We start from the raw sequence: 13969 nt of genomic DNA on the forward strand, positions 1-13969 counted from the left end.
CAAACACTTATATGCTTGACTCTTTTAAGTTTGGTATAAGTTTGTTCTTATTTGGCGTGGTTCATAATTCCATCGTCTAGTTTTACTTGAAGTCCTGCCGCAATTCTCATTCCCATTTCTACATTCGCTCTGAAGAAATGACACAATTGTCTGTTGATGATTTCATCTCTTTTCGGGCCGCCAATTTTTTTCATGTGACCAATAATATTATTCACCAAATTAGTTCTGTCTTCTTGGTTCATCGCTTTGGTGTAGAGTAGACCTGGCTGTGTATAATGGTCGTTATCATTTTCATTTCTATCGAAATGCGCTACACGATTGCTGTCTAGTTCCTCTTCAAATTTTTTGTAAGAAGGATCAGGTTTTATGTCGTCAAAACTATTAGGATGGTAGTTCGGTGCGTCTTCATAGTCTCTAGAATCTGCCATAAATCCGTCTCTTTGATAATTATGAGTTGCAAAAGGACATCTGTTAACTTCTAATTGATGTGCATTTACGCCCACTCTGTATCTGTGAGCATCCGGATAAGAAAATAATCTTCCTTGAAGCATTTTATCTGGCGAAAAACTAATTCCATCGATCAAATTACTTGGCGAAAAAGTAGATTGTTCTACATGTGCAAAATAATTTTTTGGAATTTCATTGAGTTCCATTTCACCGACTTCTATTAATGGAAATTCTGCTTGTGGCCAAACTTTAGTAATGTCAAAAGGATTCCATTTAAATTCTCTAGATTCTTCTTCGGTCATTACTTGTATGTACATGGTCCATTTCGGGAAATCACCATTTTCTATAGCATTGCAAAGATCTTCTTGTGCAAAATCTGGATTTTCTCCAGCCATTTTAGTAGCTTCTGTATCGGTGAAGTTTTTAATCCCTTGTTTGGTTTTTAGATGAAATTTCACCCAAATTCTCTCATTTTTATCATTAACCATCGAAAAAGTATGAGAACCAAAACCGTGCATATGTCTATAACCATAAGGAGTTCCTCTGTCGCTCATCAAAATCAAAACTTGATGTAAACTTTCTGGATTTAAGCTCCAAAAATCCCACATCATGGTATGAGATTTCAAGTTGGTTTTTGGGTGTCTTTTTTGAGTATGAATAAAATCTGGGAATTTTTTAGCGTCTTTGATGAAAAATACGGGGGTGTTATTTCCTACCAAATCCCAATTTCCATCTTCTGTATAAAATTTTAGTGCAAAACCTCTAGGATCTCTTGCTGTATCTGCGCTTCCTTTTTCTCCTCCTACAGTAGAAAATCTAGCAAACATTCTACAAGTGTTTCCTACTTTCGAAAATAATTTGGCTCTGGTGTATTTTGTAATATCGTGAGTTACGGTAAATTTTCCGTAAGCGCCTGTTCCTTTTGCATGAACAATTCTTTCTGGGATTCTTTCTCTTACAAAATGCGCTAGATTTTCTTGTAGAATAAAATCTTGCAACAAAACAGGTCCTCTTGCTCCAACCGTTTGAGAATCTTGATGTTCAAAATACGGTATTCCTGATGAATTGGTTAGCTTCTTACTCATGATGGTTGTTTTTTCTGGATAACAAAGTAACAAATAAAAAATAAATTTTGAGAGGAAAAATTGAGAGCAGTTTTATTTATAAAATCAATTAAAAATTAGAATTCAACGCATGACGTCTATCATGTAGAAATATTATTTTTTCTCGCATATCTTCTCTATATTTGTAATAGAATTTATAAATAAGTACCCTACAAATGAATATTCAACAATTAGAATATCTTATCGCAGTAGATAAATATAAACACTTCGGAAAAGCTGCTCAAGCTTGTTTTATTACCCAACCTACTTTAAGTGCAATGATTCAGAAGTTCGAAGATGAGATGGAAGTAAAAATCTTCGATAGAACTACCCATCCTATTAGAACTACAGATATTGGTGCGCAAATTATTGATCAAGCAAAAGTAGTAGTAGATTCTGTAATGGAATTGAAAAACAAAGCAAGCATTTTAAACAATGTTCTTGCTGGGAGAATTAACTTAGGGATTATTCCTACCGTTTCAAGTTTTATTTTGCCAACAGAAATTTTTGATTTTCTTTCTAAAAACCCAAAAATTGAGTTGAATGTAAAAGAAATGACCACTGAAAACATTATTAAAGCACTGAAATCAGGAGAATTAGATGCAGGGATTATTTCTACGCCTTATTCTGATGCAGAAGAGTTTTTCAGCGACTTTTTGTTCAATGAAGAGTTGATGGTATATTCTGCTGATAAAATTGCGAATGATAATAAAGATGAATTCATCTTGCCAGAAGATGTAGATGTGAATAAAGTTTGGCTTTTAGAAGAAGGAAACTGCTTAAGAACACAATTCGAAAATATCTGCAACCTTAAAGAAAACTCTCTGAAGCCTAAAAATCTTGATTTCATGGCGTCTAACATTAATACTTTGGTGCAAATGGTAGATAAAGTAGGCGGTTTAACTGTGTTGCCTGAATTAGCAGTGTCACAGCTTCAGGAAAATCAAAAAGATAAAATTCACCGTTTCAAAAAGCCTTTCCCAAGTAGAGAAATCAGCATGATTTATTACAAACCTACTTACAAACAAAAAATTCTAGACGAATTGGTGAAATCTATTAAAACTTCCCTAGAACCGAAGTTGAATTATACCCAATTCCCACAAGATTTTGTAAAAATAAAACCACAATAATTTTTGTCAAGAAGCTCTTCAAATTTTTGAGGAGCTTTTTTTCTAAGTATTTTGATATTAATAAAATACTCTGTAATTTTGCCCAACAAATTTTAGAGGAAAAATTTGGACTGATTGCAACCTCAATAAAAAATGCTAAAACAGATTTCTTCTTTTTAGTTCTCATAAGGTTTGCCTTCCATTTTTTTCTGTTTTAATCCTTAAAAAGAAAATAATAATATGCCTTATTTATTTACATCTGAATCTGTTTCAGAAGGACATCCAGACAAAGTAGCAGACCAAATTTCTGATGCGCTTATCGATAATTTTTTAGCTCATGATAGAAATTCTAAGGTCGCTTGTGAAACTTTAGTCACTACAGGACAAGTTGTACTAGCAGGAGAAGTAAAATCAGAAGCTTATCTAGATGTACAGACCATCGCTAGAGAAGTCATCAATGGAATAGGTTATACCAAAGGTGAATATATGTTTAATGGTGATTCTTGTGGTGTAATTTCTGCAATTCATGAGCAATCTTCAGACATTAATCAAGGAGTTGATAGAAAATCTGGAGAATCTTTTGAAGAGAAAGCAAATGCTCAAGGAGCAGGAGACCAAGGAATGATGTTCGGTTATGCAACCAATGAAACCGAAAATTATATGCCACTTGCATTAGATTTAGCGCATTCTATTTTAAGAGAACTTTCAGCAATCAGAAGAGAAGGAACAGAGATTAAATATCTTCGTCCAGATGCGAAGTCTCAGGTAACAATTGAATATTCAGATGATCATAAACCACAAAGAATAGACGCTATTGTAGTTTCTACACAGCATGATGATTTTGCAGAAGATGAAGAAATGTTAGCGAAAATTAGAAAAGACATCATAGAAATTTTAATGCCTAGAGTAATCGCTCAGCAAAAGCCAGAAATCCAAGCATTGTTTAATGACCAAATTAAATACCACATTAACCCAACTGGAAAATTTGTAATTGGTGGACCTCACGGTGATACTGGTTTAACTGGTAGAAAAATCATCGTAGATACATACGGCGGAAAAGGAGCTCACGGTGGTGGTGCTTTCTCTGGGAAAGATCCTTCAAAAGTTGATAGAAGTGCTGCTTATGCAACAAGACACATTGCTAAAAATTTAGTTGCTGCAGGAGTTGCAGATGAAGTTTTGGTTCAGGTTTCTTACGCAATTGGTGTTGCAGAACCTTGTGGTTTGTTTATTAATACTTACGGAACTTCTAAAGTAGGAATCAATGATGGAGAATTAGCGAAAAAAGTTCAAGAATTATTTGATTTAAGACCTTACGCAATTGAGCAAAACTTGAAGTTGAGAAATCCTATTTACCAAGAAACAGCAGCTTATGGACACATGGGAAGAGATTACTATGTAGGAAGCAAGACTTTCAATAAAGGTCAAAAAAATGAAATTACACTCGATAATCTAGAATTCTTTACTTGGGAAAAGCTAGACAGAGTAGAAGATATTAAGAAAGTCTTCAACTTATAATCAATAAACCGTTCAGAAATGAACGGTTTTCTTATTTTTACAAAAATTTTCAGAATGCAATTTCTTAAACATATATTTTTTTTCAGTATTTTCTTCATTGGATTTCGTGCGCAATCGCAGGTTACGGTTCATCCGATGGTTTTTGCAGGTTACGAATATCAAAACTCAAACTTTGGAGAAGTTGGAGCAAAATTCATTTTTCTAAAGAACGATAATGTTCTTTACAGAGTTTCTGGTTCTGCTTTGATGGGAAAAGTAAACGGTGAATTTGCGGTTTTGCCTAAATTTCAAGGAGATATTTTATTGAACTTCGAAAAAAACGTAGATATACAGCATTCTTATTATTTTCTTGCAGGTACAGAAATTACACCTCAATTTGTGGCACCAAAAGCTGGAATTTCCCTTTTCGGAATTATAGATTTTACTTGTGGTTACGCATTTCAGCTAGGAAATAGCCAGTTGAATGATAGAGTAATGGAAGGTCTTAATTTAAATTTCACGGTTAATATTCCGTTAGTTGTTTTCAGTAAATCAAAGAAAAATAAATAAGCAAACAACGATTTTTTTGAAAAATTATTTTGAATATTTAACATTTTTTATAAATTTGTCATACAAAACGTAAATCGAATCGCCTATTGAGCAAACTTTACTTCATTTAATAAACTGTAAAAACCAGAAATAGCTAGCTTTTGTTAGTCTGTTTCATAATAATGAAGTTAAAGTTATGGAAACACATACTGATAGTTTGCTGATTTCGAGATATCAAAAAGGTGATGAAAATGCACTTTCTATTCTTATTTCACGACACCAAAAAGAACTTTTCTCGTTTATTTTCTATAAATTGATGGATGAAGAACTCGCTAATGATGTTTTTCAAGATACTTTTATGAAAATCATTGTTTCCCTAAAAGAAGGAAGATATAATGATGATGGTAAATTTATTCTTTGGGCAAAAAGAATTGCGCACAATCTTATTATAGACCATTATCGCCTTAAATCTAAGCACATAAAAGTTTCTGAAACAACTTATGAAAACGAAGAGTTTTCTATTTTTGATTTGCTTAAAGAAACAGAGGAAAATATCGAAGAAAGATTAATTACGAATCAAATTTATGATGACCTGATGAAAATGCTCGTTTTCTTACCCGAAAACCAACAGGAAGTCATCAAATTAAGATTTTTTGATGGATTAAGTTTCAAAGAAATTGCAGAGCAAACCAATACGAGTATCAATACTACACTGGGTAGAGTTCGTTATGCACTGATTAACATGAGAAAAATTATGGAAGAAAATCAAATAATTTTAACGAGGTAATACAATAAAGGCCAAATAGTTCCGTTCTTGTAAAAAACGAATTTTTTAGCCTATGAAAAATAATTACTCTCTTAAAAATCCTGTTTTGAATCCTAAAAAATCAACAGTAAATTTTTTATTAAATTATTCTAAAAGTATAGCTGTTTTAACTTCAAATGAAAAGAAATTTATCATTTCTAAAAATTAAATAAACCGCTTATTTTACTTAAATTTGTGCCCTATGAAAAACATAAGGCACATTTTTTTTGACCTCGATAATACACTTTGGGATCACCGTAAAAATGCAGTTCTTACCTTAGAAGAATTGTTCCAAAGAAAAGAAATTTCCGAAAAATACAACATCCTTTTTCATGAATTTCATGCTAAATATGATGAAATCAATGAAGATTTATGGGTGAAAATTAGAGACGGAATTATTGATAAGGATTTCTTGAGAAAACATAGATTTTATGATACTTTTTTGCATTTCGGGATAGATGACGAACAATTAGCGCAATATTTCGAGAAACATTTCTTAGACGAAATCATCAATTTCAATGAATTGATTCCGCAAACCATCGAAGTTTTAGAATATTTAAAAAAGAAAGGGTATCAACTTCACGTAGTTTCTAACGGTTTCCATGAAGTGACGAACAGAAAAGTAGAAAAATCTGGACTTAAAAAATATTTTGAAACCGTAACGAGTGCAGAAGATGCTCATGCTATGAAGCCAGACGAAAGAATTTTCGAATATTCCTTGAATTTAGCCAATGCTGAAAAATCAGAATCTATCTTCATAGGAGATGACTGGGTTGCAGATGTAAAAGGAGCTCAGAATTTTGGTTTAGATATTATTTTCTTTGATGCGCTAAAAGAAGATAAATCTGAGGAAGGTCTGAAAACCATTCAAAATTTGGAAGAAATTAAAAACTTTCTATAAAATTCCCGCAGATTCAGCAGATTTAAGGTAAAACTTTATAAAAGCTTTTCTAAAATAAAAATGCTTCAATTTTTTTGAAGCATTTTTTATATAATATTTAAATTTTTTTGTCAGCGTAAACTGCGGGAAATTTTTACATTCCTAAGCTTAATCTTACTCTTTTTAAAGTTTCTGCGGCAATCTTTCTGGTTTTTTCTGCACCTTCTTGCAATTTAGCGTCCAGTTCAGAAAGATTGTTCATGTAATAATCGAATTTTTCTCTTTCTGTTTTGAAATTTTCAAGAATTAAATTGAATAATTCTGTTTTAGCATGACCATAACCGTAATTTCCTGCCAAATATTTAGCACGCATTTCTGCGATTTGAGATTCATTAGCGAGTAAAGAATAAATGGCAAAAACTTTACAAGTGTCAGGATTTTTCGGTTCTTCTAGCGGAGTAGAATCTGTTTCGATAGCCATCACTTGTTTTTTTAATTGCTTTTCTGGAAGAAAAATATTGATGATATTTCCTCTAGATTTAGACATTTTATGTCCATCAATTCCCGGAACGTATTTCGTGTTTTCTTGCAATTCAGCTTGTGGAAGTACGAAAATTTCTCCCATTTGATTGTTAAATCTCGCACCTACATCTCTCGCCATTTCCAAATGCTGTAACTGGTCTTTTCCTACAGGAACGATTTCTGCATCATACAATAAAATATCTGCCGCCATCAACATAGGATACGTAAAAAGTCCAGCGTTTACATCTTCTAAACGGTCTGCTTTATCTTTAAAAGAATGCGCTAATTGTAATCTAGAAAAAGGAAAAAAGCAAGATAAATACCAAGAAAGTTCACAAACTTCAGGAATATCACTTTGTCTGTAGAAATAAGTTTTTTCGGTATCTAAACCGCAAGCTAACCAAGCTGCTGCGATTTCGTAAGTGTTTTGTCTCAGTTCTTCTGCATTTTTAATTTGAGTTAAAGAGTGCATGTTTGCGATAAACAAAAACGATTCGTTTTCAGATTTTTTAGATAATTCTATGGCAGGAATGATGGCTCCCAAAAGATTTCCTAAATGTGGAGTTCCTGTTGCTTGTATTCCGGTTAAAATTCTTGACATATTTTTAGGTTGAGGTAAAGGTTAAGATTAAGAGCTGCAAATTTACGGAAAAGAAAAAACTTCAAGAAATTTCTTGAAGTTTAATATTTTTTATTTAATTAAAATTTTTTCTCCACCAAATTTAGGTTCAATCCCTAATGTAAAATCTACAAAAACTTTAACCCTAGCAAAGTATTCTCTTATTTTGGTTTTGAAACCGAAGTATTTATTCACATCTTTTGCATTAAAACCATAGGCTTCAATTCCGTATTTTCTAGCAAGAAAGATTGCTCTTTCGTTGTGGAATTTCTGTGAAATGATGATGAAAGAATTTTGTCCGAAAATTTCTTTAGCTCTCACTACAGAATCTAAAGTTCTAAAACCTGCGAAATCCAGCACGATTTTATCAGCTGGGATTCCTCTTTTTATCAATTCAGCTTGCATATCTTCTGGTTCGCTGTAATTTTTTGTAGAATTATCTCCGCTAATCAAAATATATTGTATTTTTCCCGATTTATAGAGTTGTTCGGTGGCATCTATTCTGTTGAAAAAATAGAGATTTTTACATCCATTTTTTAAAAATTTGCCAGTTCCGAGCAGTAAACCCACTTTTTCGTTGGGTAGTTTTTGAATATCATAAGTAACTAAATCCTTGGTTTCAGATTCTATTTTATAATTTGCCCAAAAGATAAAAAGGACTGAAATTCCGAAGAAAATCAGACCAAAATATATTATTTTTTTTAATTTTTTCATTCTTTACAATTCAAATCCATTAGGAAATGCTTTCCTCTTGAAAATAAGTAAGAAAATAGCACCAATGGTGATGGCAGAATCGGCTACATTAAAGATATAACTGAAAAATTCAAAATGCTTTCCAAAAAGATTGAAAGAAAACATAGGAAAATGAAACATATCTACCACACAACCTTTCATGAAATGTGAATAGCCTTTCCCGAATTCTGTAAATTGAGAAATCCCGTCATAACCAATCCATCTATCAATCGTTGAGTCATAAACCATTCCAGAATCGAAAATTAATCCATAGAACATTCCGTCAATCAAGTTTCCGATGGCTCCTGCAAAAATCATAGACATCGGGATTAATAAGTAATTAGAAGCGCCTTCTTTGAGCCATTTTCTAAAAAGATAAATCATTCCTCCAATTAAGAAAATTCTGATGATGACAAGTGCATATTTGCCAAGTAAACCACCAAATTGCAAACCATAAGCCATTCCAGGATTTTCTACGAAAGTGAATCTCCACCAATCTTGCCCGAAAACTTCAATGCTTTCATTGAGGTTAAAATGAGTTTTTACGTAAATTTTAGACAGTTGGTCGATTAATAAAACGATAAAAGTAACAAGTACGATTTTTTTCATTATAATCCTGGTTTTGGTTTTTCTTTAAAGTTTTTAGTGGCTTTTACCGCTTTTTTAGCTGAAATTTTCTTTTCTACAAAAGGGTTTGTTTTATTATTTCTGGTGTGAAATTTTTCATATTTAATTCCCATTTCTTTCATTACACTTTTCAGTGCATTGAGTTCCATTTGGTTTTTTAGGTGAACGATAAGTGATTCCATTTTTTTCGAGTATTATGTACTATGTATAAAGTACAAAGTATTTTAAATTTCTGTTTTTTGCAAAATTATTTGTTTCTAACTGTAAAAGTGTTTTTTATACATTGTACTTTTTACTTTTTACAATTATTTCTTAGACAGTTCTTCTAATCTTTTTCGGTCTTTTTCGCTTAAATCTGCAATTCCGTTTTCTCCTATTTTGCTCAAGAGTTGGTCAATTTCTTTTTCTCTTTCGCGTTTAGCAGCGTTATATTTATCGTCTATGGTGTAGTTTTTAGTTTGGTCAGGATTTATTTTTTCTTTGATGTCTTTTCTAAAGAAAAAAATAAAAATGACTGCAATGGCAAGGACTAGAAATAAAAGTTCCATAGTTGATGGTATAAAAATATAAAATGCACAAAGTACAATGAATCTTTTTCAAAACACATTATACATTGCACATTATACGTTGTAAAAAGTACAAATTTATCTTTGCATATTTTTCGCTTCAATGCTTAATGTAGCATGAGGAACCGCCATTAATCTTTCTTTTGGGATTAATTTGCCAGTCACTCTACAAACGCCGTAAGTTTTGTTTTCAATTCTTATTAAGGCGTGTTTTAGGTCACGAATGAATTTTTCTTGTCTTCCAGCCAAAATAGAATTTTGCTCTTTGCTTAGCGTTTCTGCTCCTTCTTCGAAAGCTTTGAAGGTAGGAGAAGTGTCATCTGTACCATTATTTTGGTCATTGATGAAACTTTCGTTAATAAGGGCTAAATCTTTTTCAGCCTTTGCTATTTTGTCTTGTATGATTTTCTTAAATTCTTGTAACTCAGCGTCACTATATCTTACTCTTTCTTCTGCCATCTTTGTTATATTTTTTCAATATTAACATTAAATTTAACTTCGTCAATTTCGATTTCTTCAAAATTTGCGAGTGAAATTACAAATTCTATTTTATCTGACAATACTTCTGTACAAATATATTGTTCATTGTTAGTAAGTTCTTTTCTAAACGGACAGTTTTCTTCTAAACTGATTGAAATTCTGTCTGTTAGGTCGAAATCTTTGTCTTTTCTTAAATTCTGAACTCTATTAATGAATTCTCTTGCAATTCCTTCAGATTTTAATTCATCAGTAACGGTTAAATCAAGCGCTACGGTTGTTTTTCCTTCACTGGCTACTGTCCAACCTGGGATATCTTTTGTAGAAATTTCTACATCTTCTAAACCGATTTCGTAACCTGCGATGGTCATTTTTCCTTCTTTTTCAATGGTGGAAATTTGCTCCGAAGTCATATTAGTAATTTCATCTGCAACCGTTTTCATGTCTTTTCCTAGTCTTTGACCTAAAGATTTGAAATTCGGCTTAATTTGTTTTACAATCAAGTGAGAAGCTTCTTCTGCATTAATTAATTGTAATTCTTTTACATTCACTTCTTGTTTGATGAGTTCTGAAACTGCTAAAATTTGCTCTTCGGTTTTCTTGTCTAGAACAGGAATCATCACTTTTTGAAGTGGTTGACGAACCTTCACGTTTTCTTTCTTTCTCAGAGAGAATACCATAGAAGTGATGGTTTGTGCCAAATGCGTTTTTTCCACCAAATTTTGGTCGATTAAGCTTTCATCAACTTTCGGGAAATCAGTTAAGTGAATAGATTCTGCTGCATCTTTTCCTGTAACCGCGTTCAAATCTTGGTACAACTGATCCATAAAGAACGGAGCAATTGGCGCAGAAATTTTCGCCACGGTTTCCAGACAAGTATATAAAGTTTGGTAAGCAGAAATTTTGTCTTCAGAATAATCTCCTTTCCAGAAACGTCTTCTGCACAATCTTACATACCAATTGCTTAAATTATCATTCACGAAATTATTAATCGCTCTTGCTACTTTCGTTGGTTCGTAATCTTCGTAGAATTCGGTAACATCTTTTACCAAAAGATTCAATTCTGATAAAATCCATCTATCAATTTCAGGACGATTTTCTACTTCTTTTTCTTCATATTTAAATCCGTCAACATTCGCATACAAACTAAAGAAAGAATACGTGTTATAAAGTGTTCCGAAGAATTTTCTACGAACTTCATCAATTCCTTCTAAGTCAAATTTTAAATTTTCCCAAGGATTGGCGTTAGAAATCATATACCAACGCGTCGCATCAGGTCCATATTTTTGTAAAGTTTCAAACGGGTCAATTGCATTTCCGAGACGTTTAGACATTTTTTGTCCGTTTTTGTCAAGTACTAAACCGTTAGACATTACATTTTTATAAGCAATAGAATCAAAAACCGTAGTTCCAATTGCGTGAAGCGTATAAAACCAGCCTCTAGTTTGGTCTACTCCTTCTGCAATAAAATCTGCAGGGAAAGCTTTTCCGCTGTCAATCATTTCCTTGTTTTCAAAAGGATAATGCAATTGTGCGTAAGGCATAGAACCAGAATCAAACCAAACATCAATCAAATCAGATTCACGTTTCATTGGTTTTCCGCTGTCTGAAACCAAAGTGATAGCATCAACTATATTTTTATGTAAATCTATTTTCGCATAATTTTCAGCAGACATATTTCCTACTTCAAAATCTTTGAAAGGACTTTCGGTCATAAAACCTGCATCTATAGATTTTTGAATTTCATTCACCAATTCTTCTACAGAACCGATTACTTTTTGCTCTTTCAAATCTTCGCTTCTCCAAATTGGCAAAGGAATTCCCCAATATCTTGAACGAGAAAGATTCCAGTCGTTTACATTTTCTAACCAGTTGGCAAATCTTCCTTCACCAGTTGATTTTGGCTTCCAATTGATGGTTTCATTCAGTTCTACCAAACGATTTCTCACTGAAGTCATTTTTACAAACCAAGAATCCAAAGGATAATACAAAACAGGTTTGTCAGTTCTCCAACAATGCGGATAACTGTGAACATATTTCTCTACTTTGAAGGCTTTATTTTCGGTTTTTAACAAAATTGCCAATTCTACATCCCAAGATTTTTCAGGAGCAGTTCCTTCGTCGTAATATTCGTTTTTGATGTATTTTCCGCTGAAAAGTTCAGGAACATTTTCGCCTTTTAAAAATCTACCAGTTAAGTCAACCAACGGAACCAAATTATCATTTTCATCTTTTACCAACATTGGCGGGATTCCATTTTCTTGAGCAACTCTATTATCATCAGCCCCGAAAGTTGGCGCAATATGCACAATTCCCGTTCCGTCTTCCGTAGTTACAAAATCCCCGATAATTACTCTAAAAGCTTTTTCAGGATTTTCTGCTGGTAAAAACCAAGGAATCAATTGTTCGTAAGTAGTTCCTGCTAAATCTTCTCCAGTAAATTCTGCTAAAACTTGGTAAGGAATGGTTTTGCTTTCAGCGGTGTAGTTTGCGAAATCCTCATCTGTTCCTTCTACAAATTTTTTACCGAATTGTTTTTCCAATAAAGGACGAGCCAAAATAATATTAATCGGCTCAAAAGTATATTGATTGAAGGTTTTTACCAAAACATATTCTATATCTCTACCAACTGCAAGAGCTGTGTTAGAAGGCAAAGTCCAAGGGGTAGTCGTCCAAGCAAGAATACTTAGATTTGAGATTTGAGATTTGAGATTCGAGATTTTTTCTGATGCTTTTTCAGAAAGATTTTTTACAGAAAACTGCGCGACAACCGTAGTGTCAGAAACATCTCTGTAAGTTCCTGGTTGGTTCAGTTCGTGAGAAGATAAACCTGTTCCTGCTTTTGGAGAATACGGTTGAATGGTGTAACCTTTGTACAATAAATCTTTGTTGTACAATTGTTTTAAAAGCCACCAAACTGTTTCCATATATTTTGGTTCGTAGGTAATGTATGGATTGTCCAAATCTACCCAATAACCAATTTTTTCGGTAAGGTCGTTCCAAACGTCTGTATAACGCATTACAGCATTTCTACACGCTTGGTTGTATTCTTCTACGGTAATTTTTTTACCGATGTCCTCTTTGGTAATTCCGAGTTCTTTTTCTACACCTAGTTCCACTGGTAAACCATGCGTGTCCCAACCAGCTTTACGGAAAACTTGCTTTCCGTTTTGCGTTTGATAACGACAAAAAATATCCTTTAATGCTCTCGCCATTACATGGTGGATTCCCGGCATTCCGTTTGCAGAAGGCGGTCCTTCGTAAAAAACGTATTCAGGTTTTCCCTCGCGTGTTTCTACGGATTTTTTAAAGGTTTGATTGGCTTTCCAAAAATTTGCAACGTTATCTGCTACAGCATTTAGGTTAAGTTGCTTGTATTCTGTGAACTTCTTCATTATATCTCGGTTTCTACTGTTAAAATTTAAGTGTGCGAATATAATGAATTTTCGTGAATTTTTTATTAATTTTTGGTTAAAAATATTGGTTTTAAGTGAGTTAAGACGTACTTTCTTTTCGGAAAAGATTCAACAAATAGAAAAATGTAAAACCAAAACTAATCGCTAACAAAGTGGCGAAAATAAAACTTCCCACTACGTATTGTAACAGGTTATGTTTTACCATTTCTAAATTTAGTTCTTGATGAGAAAAATCGGTTTTTCCTTCCACGAAAAACGAGCCGAAAAACATAGAAATCCCTATAATGAATGGAGCTAAAGGTGCTATGCTGATTTGGGAGAACACAAATGACAAAAACTTATTCAACTTAAAAATGGCAGCTAAAGAAAGTGCTAAAACAGTATGAAATCCCCAAAAAGGAGAAACTCCAATAAAAATTCCTAAGGCTATAGAAAGTGCTTTAGTTTTGTTGTCTCCATCACTTTCCAGAATGTTTTCTTTGAAAAGTCTTTTAATGCCTTTCCTACGAAAATATCGATAGAATACTTTCTGACTTTTAATGGAATTTTGAATGAAGTTTTTCAATAAAATAAGATTTGGATTCTACAAAAATAGCAGAATTTAATACAGTTGTACCTTT

Annotated in this window: 14 protein-coding genes; 5 read left to right on the forward strand and 9 right to left on the reverse strand. The window is 32.9% G+C overall.

Annotated elements, in window-relative coordinates:
- Window positions 1-47: 47 nt before the first annotated feature.
- Window positions 48-1532, reverse strand: a complete 1485-nt coding sequence (locus tag ACT53I_RS12210; RefSeq protein ID WP_476079865.1) for a catalase — start codon at window positions 1530-1532, stop codon at window positions 48-50.
- Between the two features lie 194 nt (window positions 1533-1726).
- On the opposite strand from ACT53I_RS12210, the gene ACT53I_RS12215 reads away from it, so the two are divergent.
- From ACT53I_RS12215 to ACT53I_RS12235, 5 genes are all read left to right on the forward strand, one after another.
- Entirely contained in the window at window positions 1727-2680 is a 954-nt protein-coding gene (locus tag ACT53I_RS12215; RefSeq protein ID WP_069800253.1) for a hydrogen peroxide-inducible genes activator, read from the forward strand.
- Window positions 2681-2899: 219 nt separating this feature from the next.
- A complete protein-coding gene (gene metK / locus ACT53I_RS12220; RefSeq protein WP_476079866.1) occupies window positions 2900-4177 on the forward strand; it encodes a methionine adenosyltransferase in 1278 nt (425 codons plus the stop codon).
- 54 nt (window positions 4178-4231) lie between these two features.
- The gene (locus ACT53I_RS12225; RefSeq protein ID WP_476079867.1) at window positions 4232-4726 is read left to right on the forward strand and encodes a hypothetical protein; all 495 of its coding nucleotides are present in this window, start codon (window positions 4232-4234) and stop codon (window positions 4724-4726) included.
- A gap of 175 nt (window positions 4727-4901) precedes the next feature.
- Complete coding sequence (locus tag ACT53I_RS12230; RefSeq protein ID WP_213197331.1) at window positions 4902-5492, forward strand: RNA polymerase sigma factor; 591 nt, start codon at window positions 4902-4904, stop codon at window positions 5490-5492.
- 220 nt (window positions 5493-5712) lie between these two features.
- Complete coding sequence (locus tag ACT53I_RS12235; RefSeq protein ID WP_476079868.1) at window positions 5713-6411, forward strand: YjjG family noncanonical pyrimidine nucleotidase; 699 nt, start codon at window positions 5713-5715, stop codon at window positions 6409-6411.
- A gap of 133 nt (window positions 6412-6544) precedes the next feature.
- On the opposite strand, the gene trpS is transcribed toward ACT53I_RS12235, so the two are convergent.
- The 8 genes from trpS to ACT53I_RS12275 form a co-directional block, all read right to left on the reverse strand.
- The gene (gene trpS, locus ACT53I_RS12240; RefSeq protein ID WP_374450796.1) at window positions 6545-7513 is read right to left on the reverse strand and encodes a tryptophan--tRNA ligase; all 969 of its coding nucleotides are present in this window, start codon (window positions 7511-7513) and stop codon (window positions 6545-6547) included.
- Window positions 7514-7603: 90 nt separating this feature from the next.
- Entirely contained in the window at window positions 7604-8245 is a 642-nt protein-coding gene (locus ACT53I_RS12245) for a SanA/YdcF family protein (protein WP_476079869.1), read from the reverse strand.
- A 3-nt stretch (window positions 8246-8248) separates the two neighbouring features.
- Window positions 8249-8872 (reverse strand): lipoprotein signal peptidase, encoded by a 624-nt coding sequence (locus ACT53I_RS12250; protein ID WP_069800243.1) that lies wholly within the window; start codon window positions 8870-8872, stop codon window positions 8249-8251.
- The gene (locus ACT53I_RS12255) at window positions 8872-9072 is read right to left on the reverse strand and encodes a DUF2683 family protein (RefSeq protein ID WP_213190439.1); all 201 of its coding nucleotides are present in this window, start codon (window positions 9070-9072) and stop codon (window positions 8872-8874) included. The genes ACT53I_RS12250 and ACT53I_RS12255 overlap by 1 nt, the downstream gene beginning before the upstream one ends.
- A gap of 123 nt (window positions 9073-9195) precedes the next feature.
- Complete coding sequence (locus tag ACT53I_RS12260; RefSeq protein WP_476079870.1) at window positions 9196-9438, reverse strand: DUF6576 domain-containing protein; 243 nt, start codon at window positions 9436-9438, stop codon at window positions 9196-9198.
- Window positions 9439-9534: 96 nt separating this feature from the next.
- Window positions 9535-9915: a TraR/DksA family transcriptional regulator gene (locus tag ACT53I_RS12265; protein WP_069800237.1), complete on the reverse strand. Its 381-nt coding sequence runs from the start codon at window positions 9913-9915 to the stop codon at window positions 9535-9537.
- Window positions 9916-9920: 5 nt separating this feature from the next.
- Complete coding sequence (gene ileS / locus ACT53I_RS12270) at window positions 9921-13328, reverse strand: isoleucine--tRNA ligase (RefSeq protein ID WP_476079871.1); 3408 nt, start codon at window positions 13326-13328, stop codon at window positions 9921-9923.
- Window positions 13329-13428: 100 nt separating this feature from the next.
- Complete coding sequence (locus tag ACT53I_RS12275; protein ID WP_476079872.1) at window positions 13429-13914, reverse strand: DUF2062 domain-containing protein; 486 nt, start codon at window positions 13912-13914, stop codon at window positions 13429-13431.
- Between the last annotated feature and the right edge of the window lie 55 nt (window positions 13915-13969).

This window comes from Cloacibacterium sp. DMC96 (genome assembly GCF_056313765.1).